Annotated in this window: 16 protein-coding genes and 1 pseudogene; 4 read left to right on the top strand and 13 right to left on the bottom strand. The window is 69.0% G+C overall.

Features of this window, described 5'->3' with window-relative positions; genetic code table 11:
* Positions 1–170: 170 nt before the first annotated feature.
* Complete coding sequence (locus E3O42_RS06260; RefSeq protein ID WP_134453114.1) at positions 171–1,385, bottom strand: NADP-dependent isocitrate dehydrogenase; 1,215 nt, start codon at positions 1,383–1,385, stop codon at positions 171–173.
* Between the two features lie 164 nt (positions 1,386–1,549).
* On the opposite strand from E3O42_RS06260, the gene E3O42_RS06255 reads away from it, so the two are divergent.
* Positions 1,550–2,002, top strand: a complete 453-nt coding sequence (locus E3O42_RS06255) for a GNAT family N-acetyltransferase (protein WP_134453113.1) — start codon at positions 1,550–1,552, stop codon at positions 2,000–2,002.
* A gap of 2 nt (positions 2,003–2,004) precedes the next feature.
* Positions 2,005–2,325, top strand: a complete 321-nt coding sequence (locus tag E3O42_RS06250; protein WP_166787911.1) for an MGMT family protein — start codon at positions 2,005–2,007, stop codon at positions 2,323–2,325.
* Here the strand turns inward: E3O42_RS06250 and E3O42_RS18470 are convergent.
* The 11 genes and pseudogenes from E3O42_RS18470 to sucC all read right to left on the bottom strand — a co-directional run bounded on the left by E3O42_RS18470 (position 2,300) and on the right by sucC (position 17,826).
* A pseudogene (locus tag E3O42_RS18470) lies at positions 2,300–3,535 on the bottom strand (NAD(P)/FAD-dependent oxidoreductase). The gene E3O42_RS06250 and the pseudogene E3O42_RS18470 overlap by 26 nt on opposite strands.
* A 278-nt stretch (positions 3,536–3,813) precedes the next feature.
* Positions 3,814–5,619, bottom strand: coding sequence for an ABC transporter ATP-binding protein (locus tag E3O42_RS06240; RefSeq protein WP_134453112.1), 1,806 nt, complete (start codon positions 5,617–5,619; stop codon positions 3,814–3,816).
* Entirely contained in the window at positions 5,616–7,466 is a 1,851-nt protein-coding gene (locus E3O42_RS06235; protein WP_134453111.1) for an ABC transporter ATP-binding protein, read from the bottom strand. The genes E3O42_RS06240 and E3O42_RS06235 overlap by 4 nt, the downstream gene beginning before the upstream one ends.
* A gap of 475 nt (positions 7,467–7,941) precedes the next feature.
* Positions 7,942–8,754 carry a dimethylargininase gene (gene ddaH / locus E3O42_RS06230; protein WP_134453110.1) on the bottom strand — a complete coding sequence of 271 codons (813 nt, stop codon included), beginning with the start codon at positions 8,752–8,754 and terminating at the stop codon, positions 7,942–7,944.
* A gap of 144 nt (positions 8,755–8,898) precedes the next feature.
* A complete protein-coding gene (locus E3O42_RS06225) occupies positions 8,899–10,119 on the bottom strand; it encodes a mechanosensitive ion channel family protein (protein ID WP_241984670.1) in 1,221 nt (406 codons plus the stop codon).
* A 320-nt stretch (positions 10,120–10,439) separates the two neighbouring features.
* The gene (gene purH, locus E3O42_RS06220) at positions 10,440–12,122 is read right to left on the bottom strand and encodes a bifunctional phosphoribosylaminoimidazolecarboxamide formyltransferase/IMP cyclohydrolase (RefSeq protein WP_134453109.1); all 1,683 of its coding nucleotides are present in this window, start codon (positions 12,120–12,122) and stop codon (positions 10,440–10,442) included.
* The gene (gene purN, locus E3O42_RS06215) at positions 12,119–12,712 is read right to left on the bottom strand and encodes a phosphoribosylglycinamide formyltransferase (protein WP_134453108.1); all 594 of its coding nucleotides are present in this window, start codon (positions 12,710–12,712) and stop codon (positions 12,119–12,121) included. The genes purH and purN overlap by 4 nt, the downstream gene beginning before the upstream one ends.
* Before the next feature lie 9 nt (positions 12,713–12,721).
* A complete protein-coding gene (locus E3O42_RS06210) occupies positions 12,722–13,981 on the bottom strand; it encodes a cell division protein PerM (RefSeq protein ID WP_134453107.1) in 1,260 nt (419 codons plus the stop codon).
* A gap of 84 nt (positions 13,982–14,065) precedes the next feature.
* Positions 14,066–15,625, bottom strand: coding sequence for an APC family permease (locus E3O42_RS06205; RefSeq protein WP_134453106.1), 1,560 nt, complete (start codon positions 15,623–15,625; stop codon positions 14,066–14,068).
* 110 nt (positions 15,626–15,735) lie between these two features.
* On the bottom strand, positions 15,736–16,623 hold the full coding sequence (gene sucD, locus E3O42_RS06200) for a succinate--CoA ligase subunit alpha (RefSeq protein WP_066597484.1): 888 nt from the start codon (positions 16,621–16,623) through the stop codon (positions 15,736–15,738).
* Positions 16,624–16,656: 33 nt separating this feature from the next.
* Positions 16,657–17,826 (bottom strand): ADP-forming succinate--CoA ligase subunit beta, encoded by a 1,170-nt coding sequence (gene sucC / locus E3O42_RS06195; RefSeq protein WP_134453105.1) that lies wholly within the window; start codon positions 17,824–17,826, stop codon positions 16,657–16,659.
* Between the two features lie 165 nt (positions 17,827–17,991).
* Here sucC and E3O42_RS06190 point away from each other — a divergent pair, with 165 nt between their 5' ends.
* Together E3O42_RS06190 and E3O42_RS06185 are read left to right on the top strand one after the other, a co-directional pair.
* Positions 17,992–18,396, top strand: a complete 405-nt coding sequence (locus E3O42_RS06190) for a DUF3054 domain-containing protein (protein ID WP_134453104.1) — start codon at positions 17,992–17,994, stop codon at positions 18,394–18,396.
* Between the two features lie 118 nt (positions 18,397–18,514).
* The gene (locus E3O42_RS06185) at positions 18,515–19,837 is read left to right on the top strand and encodes a DUF1254 domain-containing protein (RefSeq protein ID WP_134453103.1); all 1,323 of its coding nucleotides are present in this window, start codon (positions 18,515–18,517) and stop codon (positions 19,835–19,837) included.
* 160 nt (positions 19,838–19,997) lie between these two features.
* On the opposite strand, the gene E3O42_RS06180 is transcribed toward E3O42_RS06185, so the two are convergent.
* Positions 19,998–20,216 carry a hypothetical protein gene (locus tag E3O42_RS06180; RefSeq protein WP_134453102.1) on the bottom strand — a complete coding sequence of 73 codons (219 nt, stop codon included), beginning with the start codon at positions 20,214–20,216 and terminating at the stop codon, positions 19,998–20,000.
* Between the last annotated feature and the right edge of the window lie 41 nt (positions 20,217–20,257).

The raw sequence follows: 20,257 nt of genomic DNA, 5'->3' as shown, positions 1-20,257 counted from the left end.
CCGTGCGCACCAGCACGGAAAGCCTCGCCGTGGTCGCACCCGGTCGGGCCGACTGTGCCCGGTGCGGGCAATTGTGCCCCGCGCACCGGGCGCAAGTGTCCGCACCGGCAACAGTTGCCCACGGAAAAGGCCCCGTCGGATCGGCGGGGCCTTCTCGACGTGCGGGCGGGTTACGCCAGGCGGGACTGCAGGTTATCGGCGATCGCGGCCAGGAACTCCTCGGTGGTGAGGTAGCCCTGGTCCGGGCCGACCAGCAGCGCGAGGTCCTTGGTCATCTTGCCGCTCTCGACGGTCTTCACGACAACATCCTCGAGGGTGTGCGCGAACTCGGCGAGCGCCGGGTTGCCGTCGAGCTTGGCGCGGTGCGACAGGCCGCGGGTCCAGGCGTAGATCGACGCGATCGGGTTGGTCGAGGTGGGCTTGCCCTGCTGGTGCTGGCGGTAGTGCCGGGTGACGGTGCCGTGCGCGGCCTCGGCCTCGACGACGCTGCCGTCGGGGGTGGAGAGCACGCTCGTCATCAGGCCCAGCGAACCGAAGCCCTGCGCGACGGTGTCGGACTGCACGTCGCCGTCGTAGTTCTTGCAGGCCCAGACGTAACCGCCCTCCCACTTCATCGCCGATGCGACCATGTCGTCGATCAGGCGGTGCTCGTAGGTGAGGCCGGCGGCCTCGAAGCGGTCCTTGAACTCGGTGTCGAAGATCTCCTGGAAGATGTCCTTGAACCGACCGTCGTACGCCTTGAGGATGGTGTTCTTGGTCGACAGGTAGACCGGGTAGTTGCGCTCGAGGCCGTAGTTGAGCGAGGCACGGGCGAAGTCGATGATCGACTTGTCGAGGTTGTACATGCCCATGGCCACACCGCTGCCGGGCGCCTGGAAGACCTCGAACTGCTGGGGGTCGCCGCCGTCCTTCGGGGTGAAGGTCATGGTGAGGGTGCCTTCGCCCTCGAAGCGGAAGTTGGTGGCGCGGTACTGGTCGCCGAACGCGTGGCGGCCGATGATGATCGGCTTGTTCCAGCCCGGCACCAGACGCGGGATGTTCGAGATGATGATCGGCTCACGGAAGATGGTGCCGCCGAGGATGTTGCGGATGGTGCCGTTGGGCGACGCCCACATCTTCTTCAGGCCGAACTCCTCGACGCGGGCCTCGTCGGGCGTGATCGTCGCGCACTTCACGCCGACGCCGTGCTTCTGGATGGCGCGGGCCGCGTCGACCGTGATCTGGTCGTCGGTCTCGTCACGCTTCTGGATCGAGAGGTCGTAGTACTCGAGGTCGATGTCGAGGTACGGGTGAATCAGGGAGTCCTTGATGGCCTGCCAGATGATGCGGGTCATCTCGTCCCCGTCAAGCTCGACGACAGTACCTGCAACCTTGATCTTCGACAATGGATTCTCCTCAGTGAGTCGGGGCGTGGTGGCCGTGAACAATCCTAGCCGAGGGCGGTAACTGTCTCGACATCGAGACACTTGGCCGGCGGTTCGTCCCCGATAGCCGCGTCCCCCACAATCCCGACTATCTGCCGCCGCGACCGGGCGATAGCCTTGGGAGTATGCCTGAACTCCGACTTGAAGAACTGTCCGCGCGCAACATCGTCGCGGCCAACAACCTGAGCCTCAAGCCCGGTCAGGAGCAATTCATCGCGCCGGTGTCGTACTCGGTCGCCGCTTCCGTGATCAACCCGGCCACCGCCTGGCAGCGCGTCGTGCTGCTCGACGGCGATGTCGCCGGCTTCATCCACGGCAACTTCGACCCCGACTCTCCCCAGATGGAGTTCCGGGCTTGCATCTGGCGGATCAACGTCGACGCCGAAGCTCAGGGTATGGGTGTGGGCAAGTTCGCCGCCGAGGCACTCGCCGAAGAGGCCCGCCACCGCGGCTTCGACCGCATCACCGTGATCTGGGAGCCCGGCGTAGACGGCCCGGAGGCCTTCTTCCACCGCATCGGCTTCGCCGACATCGGGGAAACCGAATTCGGCGAGGTCATCGGCGCGCTCACCCTATAACGGTGCGGCTCAACCCGGACAGCCCGTTCGTGGCTGCGGTGCTCGACATCGTCGACTCGATCCCACCCGGGCAGGTGATGACCTACGGCGACGTCGCCGCCGTCCTCGGTTCCCGCGCCGCCCGGGTGGTCGGCCAGACGATGGCGCAGTTCGGGGCAGATGCGCCGTGGTGGCGGGTGATCCGCGCAGGCGGGCATCCGCCGATCGGCCACGAGAGCCGGGCCCTGGTGCACTACCGGGCCGAACAGACGCCGCTGTTGCACGGTGCCGAGCCGGAGACCGGCTACCGAGTGGACCTCAGCCGGGCGCGCTGGCTTCCGTGACCGCGCCGGCCGGCACCGCGGGGTCGGGGTTCGCGGGGTCGGGGTCGGCGCTGGGTCCGGCCAACCGGGCCTGCCACTCCCTCACCTGCACGGGCCGGTCGATGCCCAGCACCGCCACCGGCTGGTCGCCCCTGCGGTAGACGGCGAGCAGGTCGCCGGTGTCGACGCTGCCCGCCTCGATCGTCATCGACTCTGTGCCGTGCAACCGGCCGGCGAACTGCACCAGGGCGCCGGCCTGCTGCGAGGTCAGCATGGCGGGTGCCGCCGCCGCTCCGGGGTCGACCCCGAGCAGCGCGGCCATGGCGATCGATAGTCGGTCGCGAGTGTCGCTCCAGTGCGCGATGCGGTGGTGCTCCCCGGTGACCGGGTCCAGCCAGGCCGCGCAATCGCCGACCGCGACGATTCCGGGCAGGCCGGTGGCGCCGGCCTCGTCAGCGGCCACTCCGCCGCGCAGGTCGGGGCCGGGACGCTCGAGGGCGGAGCCGTTCAGCCAGCCCACCAGCGGCACCGCACCGATGTCGAGCAGCACCACGTCGGCGCCGAGCTCCTCCCCGGTGCCGAGTCGCACTCCGGAGACCCAGCCGGGGCCGATCAGGTCGGCCACCCGCAGGTCGGTGCGCACGGTGATGCCCCGGCGTTAGTGCAGCCCGAACACGGCGTCGGCGACGGTGGCGCCGAAGGTCGTGCAGAGCGCATCCGTGGCGCTGCCGAGCACCGTCACGTCCAGGCCCATGTCCCGGGCGGTCGACGCCACCTCCAGGCCGATCACGCCGGAGCCGACCACCACCATGCGGGCGCCGGGCAGCAGCTCTTCGCGCAGGGCGAGGGCGTCCTCCACGGTGCGCAGCGTGTGCACCCCGCGGGGCATGGTCGCAAAGCGACGGGCGGCGGACCCGGTGGCGATCACCACGGCGTCGGAGTCGACGGTACGGCCATTGGCCAGCGTCACCCGGTGCGCGGCCGCGTTTAGCGCGACGGCCGGCACCCCCAGCTGCCAATCGGCGTCGAGGTCTTCGTCGGGGGCCTCCAGGGCCAGCTCATCGATCGTCGTCTGCCCGGTGAGGAACCCGCGGCAAAGTGGCGGCCGGTCGTAGGGCCGGTGGCGTTCGCTGCCCAGGACGGTGATGCGGCCGGTGTAACCGTGGGCGCGGAGGGCGGCGGCACACGCGTGACCCACCGCCCCCGCGCCCACGATGGTGACTGAGTCCATGCTGGGTGATCCCCCGATCAGACAGGCCGGGCCCGCGGATGTCCGCTCGGCGCCGACTCGGGAACGAATGGTTCGAGGCGGTGGTTGTTCTCTGGGACCAGATTCCCCGCCCAAGCTGTGTCAAGCGGCGTCGGGCCGGTTCCCGGCAAGAGGTTCGACACCCTTGACCCGCCCGAAACACCTCAAAGCCCTCCCCTCAGCCCGCGAGCTGTGAGCTAAGCACCCAGAAGTTGAGTTTCTTGGGGCTTAACTCACAGCTCGCGGAGGGGTGGCGGGGTCTAGACCAGCGACTCGCGCCAGGCGGCGTGCAGGCGGGAGAACCGGCCGGTGCCCGAGATGAGCATGTCGGGGGTGCCGTCCTCCACGATCACCCCGTTTTCCATCACCAGCACCCGGTCGGCGATCGCCACGGTCGACAGGCGGTGCGCGATGATCACCGCGGTGCGGTCGCTGAGCAGCGTCTGCAGGGCCTCCTGCACCAGCCGCTCGCTGGGGATGTCCAGCGACGAGGTGGCCTCGTCGAGGATCAGCACCGCCGGATCGGCCAGGAACGCCCGCGCGAACGAGATCAGCTGCCGCTGGCCGGCCGAGACCCGCCCTCCGCGTTTGTTCACGTCGGTGTCGTAGCCGCCGGGCAGGCCCACGATGAAGTCGTGCGCGCCCACGGCCCGGGCGGCCGCCTCGATCTCCGACCGCGTCGCATCCGGTTTGCCGATCGCGATGTTGTCGGCGACGCTGCCGCTGAACAGGTACGCCTCCTGGGTCACCATCACGATGGCCCGGCGCAGGTCCTTGGGGTGCAGGTCGCGCAGGTCAACGCCGTCCAGCAGCACCCGGCCGTGGGACGGGTCGTAGAACCTGGAGATCAACTTCGCCAGGGTCGACTTGCCGGCGCCCGTCGAGCCGACCAGGGCGATGGTCTGCCCCGGCTCCAGAGTGAGGCTGAAGTGCGGCAGGATGACCCGGTCGGCCTGGTACTCGAACTGCACGTTGTCGAAGTGCACGGCTCCCTTCGACGTCCACAGGTCCACCGGCTTGACCGGGTCCGGCACACCGGGCTGCTCCTCGAGCACCCCGGAGATCTTCTCCAGCGCGGCCGCGGCCGACTGGTAGGAGTTGTAGAACATCGCCATCTCCTCCATCGGATCGAAGAACCGGCGGGTGTACAGCAGCGCGGCGAGCAGCGCGCCGATCGCCAGCTGCCCGTCGGCGACCCGGAAACCGCCGACCAGCAGCACCGCGGCGACGGTGACGTTGCCGATCAGGATCAGCCCGGGGTCGAACACGCCGAACAGCTGGATGACCCGGGCGTTGACCAGGCGGTACGACTCGACGAGCCTGCCGAAGACACCCTCGTTGCGCTTCTCGGTGCGGAACGCCTTGACCGCGCGGATGCCGGTCATCGTCTCGACGAACTGCACGATCAGGCTCGCCGACGCCGTGCGTGACTGGCGGAACAGATGCTGCGAGCGCACCTGGAACCAGCGGGTCAGCCCCAGCAGCGGCACGAGCGCGGCGAGCAGGACCAGCCCGCTGACCCCGTCGAGGGCGACCAGGGCGATGCCGGTGAAGGCCATGTAGAGCAGGCCCTGCACGAGCTGGTTGATGCCGGAGTCCAGCAGCTCGCGGATCGCATCCAGGTCGCTGGTCTGCCGGGAGATGATGCGCCCGGAGGTGTACGACTCGTGGAATTCGAGGCTGAGGCGCTGGGTCTGCAGGAACACGCGCTTCCGCAGGTCAATGAGCACGGCCTGGCTGATCCGGGCGGAGAGCACGGTGTACCAGGCGATCAGCAGCGCGCCGGTGATGCCGGTGACCAGGTAGATCGCACCGGTCGCCGCCAGCGGCACCCAGTCCTGCTCGAGCAGGGCGGGCAGGCCCTTGTCGATGCCGTAGGCGATCAGGGCGGGGCCGGCGACCTGCGCGGCCGTGGACACGACGACGACGAGCATCGCCACGACCACAGACCAGCGCACCGGGAACAGCAGCGAGCCGAGTAGGCGCAACGAGCGGCGCCGGATCTGCGCGCTTTCCGCCTTGGTGTAGTCGAGGCGTTCTTCGCCTTCGACGCCGATGACACTCACAGTGCTTCTCCCGCTCGCTCGGACTCTCGTCGTTCTTCGTCCTCCAGGCTGGAGATGACGAACTTGTAGTGCGGGCTGCTGGCCAGCAGCTCGGAGTGGGTGCCGACGGCAGTGATGCGGCCTGCTTCGAGCAGGGCCACCCGGTCGGCGAGCATCACCGTGGACGGGCGATGCGCCACGATCAGCGCGGTCGTCGACGCGAGCACCCGGCGCAGGGCCGCTTCGACCAGCGATTCGGTGTTCACGTCGAGCGCAGAGAGCGGGTCGTCGAGCACGAGCACGGCGGGCGCAGCGGCCACGGCGCGGGCCAACGCCACGCGTTGCCGCTGGCCGCCGGAGAGGCTCATCCCCTCCTCGCCGACGAGGGTATCGACGCCGTTGGGCAGGTCGTGCACGAAGGCGGCCTGCGCGATCTGCAACGCCTCCGCCAGGGCAGCGTCGGCCTCCGGGCTCCGTTCGGCGAACTCCGGGCGGCCCAGCAGCACGTTGTCGCGCACGGATGCCGAGAACAGGGTGGCATCCTCGAACGCCATGGCGATGTGCCGGCGCAGCTCGTCCCGCCGCAACGCCCGCACGTCGACCCCGTCGAGGGTCACCGAGCCATCCGTCACGTCGTACAGCCGGGTGGTGAGGGCCGTCAGGGTGGACTTGCCGGAGCCGGTGAGCCCGACCAGGGCCATGGTCTCGCCTGGTTCGAGCACCAGGTTCACCCCGTCGAGCAGGTCGGGGAAGCGTTCGGGAGAGTCCGCATAGCGGAAGTGCACGTTCTCGAACGCGAGCCGGCCGCGCGGGCTGGTGATGGTGACCGGGCGGGGCGGGTCGGTGATGGTGTTGGGCGTGTCGAGGATGTCGAAGAACCGGTCGGTGGCGGTGCGGGTGTCGAAGGTCATCGACAGCAGGAACCCGATCGACTCCACCGGGAAGCGCAGCACGGTGGCGGTGGCGAAGAACGCCACCAGTTCGCCGACGCTGAGCTGTCCCTGGCTGGTCAGCCAGACGCCGGAGACAAGGCAGAGCGCGAAGGCGACGTCGGGCACCAGCAGCAGCCACAGCCAGATGCCGGCGATGGCGCGGGCCTTCTCGATCTCGGTGCCACGCAATTCCTCGGCCTGGCTGGCGAAGCTCTTCAGAGCGAAGCTGCCGCGGCCGAACGCCTTGAGCACGCGGATGCCGTGCACCGATTCCTCGACGGCGGTCGCCAGGTCGCCGGACTGGTCCTGGCTGCGCCTCGCGATCACCGAGTACTTCTCCTCGAAGACGTAGCCGTAGATCCAGATCGGGATCGAGCAGACCAGGAAGATCACGCCGAGGATCCAGTTCATCGACAGGAGGATCACGACACCGGCGATGATGGTGAGGAAGTTCACCACGAGCAGCACCAGGCCGAACGAGATCCAGCGGCGGATCATGTTGAGGTCGCTGACCGCGCGGGAGAGCAGCTGACCGCTCGGCCAGCGGTCGTGGAAGGTCACGGGCAGGTCCTGCAGCCGGGCGTACAGGGCGTTGCGCATCCGGGATTCAATGTGGGTGCCGGGCACCAGCACGAACCAACGGCGCAGGGCGATCATGCCCGCCTCGAGCACGCCGAGGCCGAGCACGGTGAGCACGGCGGGCCAGATCGGCGCGGTGTCGCCATGACTGAGGGCGCCGTCAACGAGCTGCTGCAGCACCTGCGGGATGGCCAGGGCCACCAGCGAGGCCAGCAACGACGCGAGCATGCCCAGGCCCAGCCGCGGCAGCGCAGGCTTGGCGAAGGGGTAGAGCCGCAGCAGGGTGTGGAAGGTATTGGAGCGCGCGACCGGCGTGGCCGTGCTGTGGGGCGGATGCTGTGGAGCGGTGGTGGTCATGAGGGGTTCCTGGCTGGGCCCGGTGCGGCGCTGAAGCGTCGCCGGGCTGGATGGTGCGTGGCTGGGGTGGTGTGGGGACCGTGGCAGAGCCGATGGTGCTGGCGGCGTGCCGACGGTGCTGCCCGGGCTGGCGCGGTGCGACCGTGTCCGGGAGAGGAAGCGGGCGGTGACGCCCGCTGAAATGTGCCGGCCCGCGCGGGCGCGGGCGGCGGGGTTCTCTGGCCGGGCCCTTAGGCGGAGGCGAGTCGGAGCGCCGGGACGAAGGCAGCGCCGGTCGCAATCGCTGCGTACCTGGTGCGAGCTGTCTTTGTCATGTCGGCCTCCTGAGTGTTTCGTGTCATCGTCTTGTGCCCCCCTTTTCAGGCAGCCTTTCAGGATAGGACAACGGGCGGCTCAGGCGCAAGCACCAATTCTCGGGTGCGGGTTGCCCCTGGCGCGCTTCCGGGCCGCGGGCCCGCATCCGCCGTTGGCCGGGTCAGCGCACCCGCACGCTCAGGCAGGTGACGCAGCCCTCGAGTTTCTCGAATTCGGTGATGTCCACGGTCACCACCCGGTAGCCGAGCCCGGTGAGCAGCTCGGTGGTGCGCGGCGCCGCGGCAGACATCAGCAGGGTGTGCTCGTCGAGCACGATGACGGCGGTGCCCTCCGCCTCGGGCACCGGCACGAACCTCTCGAACAGGCCCGGGTCGTCCACGAGCGGCGGGTGGCCGATGATGGTGCCGTCCGGCAGGGCGGTGATCGCGGTTTTGAGGTGCAGGGCGCGGGTCACCGGAACCAGGACGACGGTGTAGCCGAGCGGTTCGACGATGGCGGCGAGTTGCGCGGCGCCCTCGGCGTTGGTGCGCAGGCTTTGGCCCACGTAGACGGTGGCGCCCACCTTGAGCACATCACCGCCGTCGAGGGTGCCGGGCAGGTCGAGCCGGCGCACCGTGAGGCCCAGGGCGCGCACGGCCGCCTCGGCGCCGGCCGTCTCGCCGCGCCGGCTGGGCGCACCGGGGCTGGAGAGCACGGCCGTGCCGCCGAACAGGATCACGGCATCCTCGATGAAGACGGAGTCGGGCTGGTCGGGCGCCGGATCCACCTCGGTAGTGATCCAGCCCTCCTGCCGCAGCGCCGCCACGTAGCCGGCCCACTGCGCCCGGGCCAGGTCCAGGTCGATCGGCAGACGTTCGATGTGGGTGATCTGCCCCTCCGCGAGACTGTCCGCGGGCCGGCGCACGAGTGCGCGCCTGGCGGTGCCCGTGGATGTCGTGTCGACACGGAGGCCTGAGTCGCCGGAGGTTGTCATGCGGACAGCCTAACCGCCGACGAATAGTTGCCCATGAAGCCCCCGTCGGCCGCCGCATCCGCCACCTGCCGCAAAGTACCCTTTCACGCGGCGCGAAAGGGCAGGATGCGGCAAGTCGGCGAACCGACAGAGGGAGCGTGGAACCTAGCGGGGCGCGGGGAGAGCCTCGGGGGCGTCCTCCCAGTCCTGCACGGTGATCGATTCGGTGAAGTGCTGGGCGCGTTCCTTGCCGCCGTCGTTGCCGGAGAACAGTCCGGGCGCCTCGATCACCGGGCGCGCGGGCTTGCGCGCGTGGCTGGACGGGCGCACTGGCGGGGTGTCCGGCTGCTGGCGCACCTCGACCCGGTTCAGCGGCAGGGCATCTGGGTTCTCGGCGTTGACCCAGTCGATCAGGTTCTCCCGCACGAAGCAGCGCAGGTCGAACAGGGTCGGCGCGTCCTGCGCCGTCACGAGCACCCGCACACGCACGTAGCCGCCGACGGCGTCCGTCACCTGCAGCACCACGGCCCGGCCGTCCCAGAGATCGGTCTGGGCGACCACACGGTTCAGCTCCTCGCGCATCGCGGCGGGGTTGACCCGCCAGTCCAGGTCGAAGTCGATCTGGCCGAGCAGCTCGCTGTTGTGCCGGGTCCAGTTCTGGAAGGGCGTGGTGGTGAAGTAGGTCGACGGCAGCACCATGCGCCGGTCATCCCAGATGTGCACAACGATGTACGTGAGGGTGATCTCCTCGATCTTGCCCCACTCTTCCTCGACGATCACGACGTCGTCGACCCGCAGAGCGTTGTTGAACGCGAGCTGCATGCCGGCGAAAATGTTGGCCAGGGTGGACTGGGCGGCCAGACCGGCCACGACGCTGAGCAGGCCGGCGGAGGCGAACAGGCTCGCGCCCACCGTCGCGGCTCCGGGGATGCTCAGCAGCACGGTGCCGATGGCGCAGATGATGATGACCACGACGCCGATGCGGCGCAGCATCCGCAGCTGAGTGCGCACCCGCCGGGCCACCCGGTTGTCACGCACGTCGATGCGGTACCGGTTGGCGGCGATCTCCTCCGCGTAGTAGAGCACGGCGCAGAGCAGCCAGGTGCCGCTGCCGATGAACAGGGTCCGGAAGATGAAGCCCAGCAGCACGTCGAAGTCGGCGGGCACATCGAGGTAGCCGGCGACGGCCAGCCAGAGCGCGCCGATCAGCACGGTCATGCGGAACGGCACCCGGATCAGCTGCACGAGCACACGCGCCCAGGCCCTGCGCTTGCCGACCATGCGGAAGGCGAACGCGGTGATCGCGGTGATCGCGAGGGCGATAACGATCGCCGCGACAACGGCGACCGGGAAGGCGGGCAGGGACAGCCCGAAAATGTCGATCACAAGTGGCCTTCCGTGTCAGGTCTAAATGAGGTCTGCAACGGCGGTGTCACGTGAATCTCCCATCATGGCAGTCCGACACTGGGAACGACCACAACGTCACCGAGGTTCGATCGGCTGTGACTGGGTCTGGTCCCAAACCTGCCGATTGTTCTGACTCCCCGTCAGGGATACCGTGCTACAGACGACGCCGGTGGCGTCACGGCCGGCGGCATCGCAGCCGGATCGCCCCGCGTTCGGCGCCTCCTCGATTCGAGGGAGACGGAAATGAAACGACGAGTGCGATGCCGGGTCGGCGTTCACAAGCGGGCTTAAGCCGCGCATCAATGGAAGAAGTGACGCTCCCCGGTGAAGTACATCGACACGCCGGCTGCCGTCGCCGCGGCGATGACCTCTTCGTCGCGCACCGAACCGCCGGGCTGCACGACCGCGGTCACGCCGGCCTCCAGCAGCACCTCGAGGCCGTCGGCGAACGGGAAGAACGCGTCGGACGCGGCCACGGCGCCCTCGGCCCGCTCCCCCGCCCGGCTCACGGCCAGGTGGCACGAGTCCACCCGGTTGACCTGGCCCATGCCCACACCGACGGATGCGCCGGCGTGCGCGAGCAGGATCGCGTTGGACTTCACCGCGCGGCAGGCCTTCCAGGCGAACTCGAGGTCGGCGCGAGTGGCGGCATCCACCTCGGGGCCCGACACCAGGCGCCACTCGGAGGTGTCCAGGGTGTCGAAGGTGTCGGTCTCCTGTACGAGCAGGCCGCCGGAGATCTGGCGCAGCTCCAGCGACGAACGACGGTAGTCGGCCGGCAGCTCGAGCAGACGGATGTTCTTCTTGGCCGAGAGCAGCTCGAACGCGGCCGGCTCGAAACCGGGAGCCACGAGAACCTCGGTGAAGATCTGGCTGACCGTCTCGGCCATGCCCAGCGTGACCACCCGGTTGGCGGCGATGACCCCGCCGAACGCGGAGACCGGGTCGCAGTCGTGCGCGCGGTGGTGCGCCGACGCGATGGCGTCAGGCGCCTTGGGGTTGGCAACGGCGATGCCGCACGGGTTGGCGTGCTTGATGATGGCCACGGCCGGTTCGCTGAAGTCGAAGGCGGCGCGCACTGCGGCGTCCGCGTCGACGTAATTGTTGTACGACATCTCTTTGCCGTGCAGTTGCTTGGCCTGGGCGATGCCCTGGCCGCCCTCGCCGAGGTATAGCGCGGCGGCCTGGTGGGAGTTCTCGCCGTAGCGCAGCACGGCGCCGCGGGTGGCTTCGATGGCGAGGGTGTCCGGGAACAGTGCGTCGGTCGGGTCATCGTCGGTGTCGCCGACGAGGGCGTCGATCACCTCGAGGATCTCCTCGCCGAGCGTCTCGGAGTCGTCCTGCCACTGGTCGTAGACGTTCTCGGTGAACCAGGCCGACACGCTCAGGTCGTAGTTGGCGGTGTGCTCGAACGCGAGCGAGGCCAGCTTCTGGCGCAGGCGCATGGTGCTGCCGCCGGCGGCAACGGCCGCGATGATCTCCGGGTAATTCTCCGGGTCGACGACGATGGCCACGTTGGGGTGGTTCTTGGCGGAGGCGCGAACCAGCGCCGGTCCGCCGATGTCGATCTGCTCGATCACGTCGGCGGGTTCCGCACCGGACTCGACGGTCTCGACGAAGGGGTACAGGTTCACCACGACGAGCTGGAACGGGGCGATCGACAGGTCGGCGAGCTGGTTCTCGTGCGCCTCGAGGCGCAGGTCGGCGAGGATGCCGGCGTGCACGCTCGGGTGCAGGGTCTTCACCCGGCCGTCGAGCGACTCCGGGAACCCGGTGACCGCGGCGACATCCGTCACGTCGTGGCCGGCGGCGCGGATGGTGGCGGCGGTGGAGCCGGTGGAGATCATCTCCACCCCGGCGGCGGCCAGGGCGTTGGCGAGTTCGACCAGGCCGGTCTTGTCGGAAACCGAGATCAGTGCGCGCTGCACGGGAATGACATCCCGGTCGCGGTAGAGGCTCCGGGCGTTGGTGTGACCGCTCATATGGGGGATTGCTCCTTGAGATCGACGTGTCCGTTGGCGATGTCGAGCACGGCCTGCACGAGGAGGCGGCGTTCGACGAGTTTGATGCGGTCGTGCAGCGAGTCCTGGGTGTCGTCGGGCAGCACCGGCACCCGTTCCTGGCTCACGATCGGTCCGTCGTCCACTCCGTTGTCGACAACGATGATGCTGGCACCCGTCTGGGTCGCCCCGGCGGCGAGCGCGTCGCGCACCCCGTGGGCGCCGGGGAACTCGGGCAGGTAGGCGGGGTGCGTGTTGATCAGGTGCGGCGAAAGCGTGCCAACGACCCTCGGCGGCAACAGGCGCATGAAGCCGCTGAGCACGGTGAGGTCGGGCTGCCACTGCTGAATCTGCTCGAGCAGGGCGTCGCCCCACGCGTCGCGGTTGGCGTACGAGGCGAACGGCACCGTGAAGGTGGGGAGGCCGAATTCCTCACCGAGGGCGAGCCCCTCGGCGTCCCTGTCGGCGCCGATGGCGATCACCCGGGCGGGGAACTCGGCGTCACCGGACGCCTCGAGAAGCGCGCGCAGGTTCGATCCTCCGCCGGAGATCAATACGACCAGTGACAGCACCATCCGAGCCTACCGTTTCGTTGAGAGTTCCTCGGCACCTGAGCCCGTGCTCCGGGCTCGTCGGCCACCGACGAGCATACCGAGTGCGGCGGCGACGCCCACCTCCAGGGTGGTCAACGCCCCGACGAGCAGCGGGTTGGGCCCCACCTCGGCGAGGCGCCCCGGCCCCATCGCCCCGGCGGACCACCAGGCGAGCAGGCCGAGCAGGATGCCGGCGACGACACCCATCAGCGCACCGGTGACGAGCATCCGCGCCGTGCCGTGCGGGGCGTTGGCGCGCTTGTCGACGCTCTGCCGAACGAGCACCGCCACCACGAATCCGAGCAGCACCGGAACGAGCAGGCCCAGGAAACCGAACTCCAGGGTGCCGTGCGGCAGTGCGCCGAGCAGCGGCAGGCCGGGCACCGCGCCGAGCGTCGTGCCGAGCGGTGAGACGCTGTTGCCGGCGCCGAGGGCGATACCGGGGCCGACGAACCAGCTGGCCGCCCAGACGACGACGTTCGGGATGAAGGCGAGCTGCCCGATCGTGAGGGCGATGCCGCCCATAACACCGGCCTGCAGGGTCTCGTAAAGTCCGATCACGGTGGCGAAATTGGCCAGCACCGACACGAACACGGCCAGGCCGGAGACGATCATGATGCCGGCGACGGCGGCGGTGCCACCGCGGAGGGCCGCGACGAGCTGGCTGCGCGTCTCGGCGGGGATCCGGGCCAGCTGGTCACCGACCGGGCGGCTAGCCCAGCCGGGCAGGAGCGTTCCGGTGGCCCGGTTCGCCCAGACCAGACCGATCAGCACGCCGGTGGCAAAGACCAGGGTGGGCAGCAGGATGCCCTGCACGGGCGCCGGCGTGACGACGGCGGTTCCGGCGGAGAAGGTGAGCAGCGCGGCGAGCAGCCCATAACTGAGAACGGCCACGCCCGCCGCGGTCAGGCTGTACTCGGTGCCAGCCGCGCGGCGGCCGGTGCGCACACCGAGCAGCACCGCGAGCAGGGCGAAACCGAGCAGGGCGATACCCAGGGTGAAGGGGAGTTCGGAGCCGGCCAGCCCCAGCGACGCCGACATCTCGACGGGCAGCTGCACCGCGAGGTCGACGCCGTTGCCGAGCAGCCACACGTCAACGGCGGCACGCCAGAAGACGAACCAGTCGATGGCCAGACCGTAGTGGGTGCCCCACAGGATCGTGAGCGGCACCAGGGCGATGCCCACGCCGACGGCGACGACAATGAGCGCCTCGAGCGCGGCGAGCAGGGCAATCGTTATCCGGTTCATATCCGCAGGGAGTTTACCGTGGGCGGGCTGTGGGTTCGTCCTACCCCGCCGCGCTCGGGCCGAATCTCCGGCGAATCCGACGCCTCAGATCCCGCCGTCTACCGACCGGATCACCGGCAGGTCCTCGTCGGGCACCAAGACCGCGGTTTCGCGGTTGAGTGACTCACCGCGGAAGAACGGCTTGGCGCCGGAGAAGAACGACCAGACGATCATGAGAAGCACCCCGAACAATAGCGAGCCGACCCCCACCACGAACACACCGCCGACGCCGAACAACACCGTGTAGCCGTAGTCGGGGTCGAGCATGTCCCACACCGAGAACCCGAACGCCGCGGTGAGCAGCAGCGACCCGACCAGCGGGAAGACGAAGCGCATCCAGGCGTTGCGCCAGCTGGTGAATAGGTCGTGCCGGAAGTACCAGACGCAGGCGTAGCCGGTGATGGCGTAGTAGAACGCGATCGCCAGGCCCAGAGAGAGGATGGTGTCGTTGAGGATGTTGGAGCTGACGAGGGTCATCCCCACGTAAAAGGCCACCGCGACGATGCCCATGATCAGGGTGGAGAACGACGGGGTGTGGAAGCGCGGGTGCACCTGGGCGAACCGGCGGGGTAGGGCCTTGTAGACGGCCATGGCGAGGGTGCCGCGGGCAGTGGGCAGGATGGTGGTCTGGGTCGAGGAGATGGCCGAGATCATCACGGCGGCCACGAGCAACCAGGCCCACGGCCCGAACACGGCGTCCTTGAGTGCGAAGAAGACGTCGTCGGCGTTGCCCTCGTTGCCCAGGCCGAAGCCCTCTGTGCCGAGTCCGGCGTAGGCCATCGCCGCGACGGCGACGCCCACGTAGGTGACCAACAGGATGAGCGTGGTGAGCACCGCCGCCTGGCCCGGAATCCGTTTGGGATCCTTTGTTTCCTCGTTCAGCGACAGGCAGGTGTCCCAGCCCCAGTAGATGAACAGGGCCAGCAGCACGCCCTCGACGAGCCCGCTGAACGAGGTGAGCGCGAACGGGTTGAACCACTCGGCCTGCGGGGTGGTGGAGCCGGCCGGCGCGCTGCCGTCGAACACCGCCCACAGGGTGAACACCGTGAACAGGATCAACGCGAGGTACTGGAAGCCCAGCAGCACGTTCTGCAGCCGTTCGCCGATCTCGATGCCCCGGTAGCTCACCCACACCATCAGCACGATGAACACCACCCCGGTGACGGTGACAATGAGCTCGTTCTCGGCCAGGTCCGGCGCCACCAGCAACCAGAAGTAGATGCCGCCGATCTGTGCGAGGTTACCGAGCACCACGATGCCCGCCACCGCCACACCCCAGCCGCCCATCCAGCCCACCCACGGGCCGAACGCCTTGGTCGCCCAGGTGAATGTCGTGCCGCAGTCGGGGATGTCCCGGTTCAGTTCCCGGTACGCGAACGCCACCAGCAGCATCGGGATGAACGCGATCACGAACACCACCGGTGCCTGGGCGCCCACGGCGAGCACCACGAAACCCAGCGTCGCGGCCAGGGAGTACACCGGGGCCGTGGAGGCGAGCCCGATGACGGTGGAGCCGAACAAGCCCAATTTTCCGGCGGCAAGGCCCTTGCCCGAGGTGGGGGCGGGCTCTGGCCGGACCGGCACCGTGGAGTCATTGCGGGACATGGTCCCCCTCTCGAAGCCAGCGCATCCGTCGTGTGCGGGCATAGTACACGCCGCCCCGCACACGAGAAAGGGCCCGCCGGATCGGCGGGCCCTTCGTCGTCTGGTGCGGTCTACAGCGCGGCGAGAACCTCGCGCAGCAGGGTCGCGGTCTCGCTCGGCGTCTTGCCGACCTTGACCCCGGCGGCCTCGAGGGCCTCCTTCTTGCCCTGCGCGGTCCCGGCTCCGTCGGAGACGATGGCGCCGGCGTGGCCCATGGTCTTGCCCTCCGGTGCGGTGAAACCGGCCACGTAGCCCACGACGGGTTTGGTGACGTGAGCCTTGATGTACTCCGCGGCCTTCTCCTCGGCGTCGCCGCCGATCTCGCCGATCATGACGATCGCGAGGGTCTCCGGGTCGGCCTCGAACGCGGCGAGCGCGTCGATGTGGGTGGTGCCGATGATGGGGTCGCCGCCGATGCCGATGGCGGTGGAGAAGCCCAGGTCGCGCAGCTCGTACATCATCTGGTAGGTCAGGGTGCCCGACTTGGAGACCAGGCCGACCGGGCCCTTACCCGTGATGTTCGCCGGCGTGATGCCCACGAGCGCTTCACCGGGAGTGATGATGCCGGGGCAGTTCGGCCCGATGATGCGGGTCTTGTTGCCCTTCTCCTGGGCGTAGGCCCAGAACTCGGCGGAGTCCTGCACGGGCACGCCCTCGGTGATGATCACGAGCAGGCCGATTTCGGCGTCGATCGCTTCGATGACGGCGTCCTTGGTGAAGGCCGGCGGCACGAACGCGATGGAGACATCCGCGCCGGTCTTCTCCATGGCTTCGGCAACCGTGCCGAAAACGGGCAGCTCCACGTCGCCGTGGGTGACGGTGGTGCCGGCCTTGCGGGCGTTGACGCCGCCGACGATCTGGGTGCCGGCCTTGAGCATCAGGGCGGTGTGCTTGGTGCCCTCGCCGCCGGTGATGCCCTGAACGATGACCTTGGAGTCCTTGTTGAGGAAGATTGACATGTTTTTCCTATTCCTTGATCTCGACGGGCGCGATCAGCGGGCGGCGTTGGCGAGTTCGGCGGCCTTGGCGGCGCCCTCGTCCATGGTGGCGGCCAGGGTGACCAGCGGGTGGTTGGCCTCGTTGAGGATGCGGCGTCCTTCCTCGACGTTGTTGCCGTCGAGGCGCACCACGAGGGGCTTGTTCGCGGCGTCGCCGAGGGTGGCGAGCGCGCCGACGATGCCGTGGGCCACGGCGTCGCAGGCGGTGATGCCGCCGAAGACGTTGACGAAGACGCTCTTGACCTGCGGGTCACCGAGGATGACGTCGAGGCCGGCGGCCATGACGGCTGCGGATGCTCCGCCCCCGATGTCGAGGAAGTTGGCCGGCTTGACGCCGCCGTGCTCCTCGCCGGCGTAGGCGACCACGTCGAGTGTGGACATGACGAGCCCCGCGCCGTTGCCGATGATGCCGACCTCGCCGTCGAGCTTCACGTAGTTGAGGTCGTTCTGCTTGGCCTTGGCCTCGAGCGGGTCGGCGGCGGCCTTGTCCTCGAGGTCGGCGTGGCCGGGGTGGCGGAAGCCGGCGTTCTCGTCGATGGTGACCTTGCCGTCCAGGGCGATGATGTCGCCCTCTTCGGTGAGCACCAGCGGGTTGACCTCGACGAGGGTGGCGTCTTCGCCGGCGAACACCGTGTACAGCTGCACGAAGACCGGGGCGACCTTGTCGACCAGCTCGGCCGGGAACTTCGCGGCACGCGCGATCTCCGTGGCCTTGGCCAGGTCGATGCCGGCGGTCGGGTCGATGGCGACGTAGGCGAGCGCCTCGGGCTTCTCCACCGCGAGGACCTCGATCTCCACGCCGCCCTCGTAGCTGGCGAGCGAGAGGTAGGAGCGGTTGGAGCGGTCCAGCAGCACGGAGAAGTAGAACTCCTGCTTGATGCGGGCTCCCCCGGCGACCATCACACGGTGCACGGTGTGCCCCTTGATGTCCAGGCCCAGGATGGCGCGCCCGGCGGCCTCGGCCTCATCCGGGGTCTTGGCGACCTTCACGCCGCCGGCCTTGCCGCGACCGCCGACCTTGACCTGCGCCTTGACGACGACGACACCGCCGAGCTTCTCGGCCGCGGCGCGCACCTCCTCGGGCGTGTCTGCGATGATGCCCGGCAGAACCGGGACTCCATACTGTTCAAACAGGTCTCTGGCCTGGTATTCGTAAAGATCCACGCTGCTCTTCCAATCCGCGTCATAGCGTTCCGTGCATGGGGTAGGTGTGGCCTGGTCTTCCCGGCGCAAAAACTAGCTCGACGTCGAGAGATACTGACCATCTCAAACTCTACCTTCTCAGATGAGTGGCCATGCCCGCTGGTCGAGCGCCGGTATTCTGGGCCCATGCCCAATCGCAACTCCAGCTTCGCCCTCATTTCGTTTGCGGCCGGCCTGGATGCGGCCCTGCTGCTGCTGTTCGTGGCGATCGGCCGGTCCAGCCACGGCGAGGGGCTCTGGGGTGTGCTGGGCACCTGGTGGCCGTTCCTGGCCGGACTGGTGGTGGCCTGGCTGGTGCTGCGCGCCTGGCGGGCGCCGCTGCAGATCGTCTGGACAGGGCTGGGCCTGTGGCTGATCACCGTGGTGGTGGGCATGCTGCTGCGGATCGCCAGCGGCCAGGGCGTGCAACTGAGCTTCGTTCTCGTGACCTTCCTCGTCCTCGGGGTGTTCCTGCTCGGTTGGCGCGCGGTCGTCCTGCTCGTGCAGCGCCTGCGTCGCCGCGGTGCGGCGGCGCGCGTCCCGACTCGCTGATTGAGCCCAGACTCGCGGTCGCACTGTGCCCGGCCGCAGGGCTGGGCCACAATGCCTGCGAAAGGTTCGCTCGCCCGGGCTTCCCTGGCGTGACCCGACCCCGCAGGAGGAGCACCCAATGAGCACCCTGTCGATCGACCCGAAGACCCTGGCCGGGGAGGCCTACCTCTACCTGTACCCGCTGGTGCTGATGGAGGTCACCCGGCAGCAGAGCATCAACACCGCGCCGGGGCGGATCTTCGGCCGCGGCCCCGAGAACACCTTCGTGCACACCCGCAGCTTCCCGGCGGCCGACTTCCGCGACGTCGTGCGGCCCAACTTCGACACCCTGTATTCGATCGCCTGGCTCGAGCTCGGCTCGGGCCCGGTCGTGGTTCACCTACCCGACACCGCCGACCGGTACTACCTGCTGCCGCTGATCGACATGTGGACGGAGGTCTTCGCCAACCCGGGCAAGCGCACCACCGGCACCGCGGCGCTGGACCTCCTCGTGGTTCCGCCCGGCTGGGCGGGCGAGCCGCCGGACGGCCACGGACTCATCCACGCCCCCACCCCGCATGTCTGGGTCGTGGGGCGGTTCCAGACCAACGGTGTCGGCGACTACCCGGTGGTGCGGGCGCTGCAGGACCAGGTCTCGCTCACCCTGCCGCCGCAATACGTGCAGTTCCCGCTGGACCCGACGGTGGACTCGGCCACCGCGCCGCTGCGCACGGTGGCGCAGCTGAGCGGGGTGGATTTTTTCCGACGGGCCGCGTCGGCGCTGCGGACGGTGCCGGCGCACGACACCGACTTCTCGATCCTGGCCCGGATCCGGAACCTCGGCATCGTGCCGGGCCTGCCCTTCGCCAGCGAGCGGCTGGATGTGGTGGACACCGCTGCGCTCGAAGACGGGGTGGCCGAGGCCAAGGCGACCATGCTGGCCACGCTGCCCCGGCTGGGCCGGCGCGTGAACGGGTGGTTGCTCAATGTGAAGACCATGGGCAACTACGGCAACGACTACGTCACCCGCGCTGTGGTGGCGATGGTGGGCCTCGGCGCGAACCCGCCGGAGGACGCGGTGTACCCGATCCTCATGACGGATGCCGATGGTCGGCCCCTCGACGGCGGGAACCTGTACAGGCTGCACTTCGAGAGGCACGAGCTGCCGCCCGTTGAGGCGTTCTGGTCCCTCACCATGTACGACGCGGACGGTTTCCCCGCCGCCAACCCGATCGACAGGTTCGCGATCGGCGACCGGGACTCGCTGCACTACAACGCCGACGGGTCCCTCGACCTCGTCCTGCAGCACGAGCGGCCGGCGGAGGACCTGGTGGCCAACTGGCTGCCGGCGCCGCTGGGGCCGCTCGGGGTGACGATGCGCCTGTACGGCCCACGCCGCGAGGTGCTCGACGGCACGTGGGTGCCTCCGGCGGTCACCCGGCTAAACGGCGCGTCCCGCTGATGGGTAGGGCTTGTTTTTGGGAAAAAGTGACTTTACAAGGACGGAATTGGACACCGGATCCTTTTTTCCGACCGATGTCCTTATAAACGGCCGTCAGCTGCACGAGGCCCTCAACGAGCAGGTCGCCCGGGCGCAACGCAGCCGCACCGCCCGACCAGGGTCAGTGGTCCAGGACCTCGTCGTCGTCGGTGTCCTCGCCCAGGTCGACAAGTCGGTTGTCGGCGTCGTCGCCCCACTCGTCGGTGGTTTCCACGGTCGGCGCGGTGTACTCCGCCTCGGGGAGCAGCTCCTCGTCTGTGGGGATCTCCAGGTCGTCGACGGCGCGGTTATCGGCCAGCGCTTCGGGGTCGTGCGGCCACCCGTTGGAATCGTGGGTCATGATCGAGCCTCCTTCGGACGTGCGCCGGCGTTGAGATGTGC

This window comes from Cryobacterium adonitolivorans (genome assembly GCF_004402695.1).
Classification (GTDB): Bacteria; Actinomycetota; Actinomycetes; order Actinomycetales; family Microbacteriaceae; genus Cryobacterium; species Cryobacterium adonitolivorans.
Note: the sequence above shows the minus strand (reverse complement) of the source record. Positions and strands in the feature narration are given on the sequence as shown.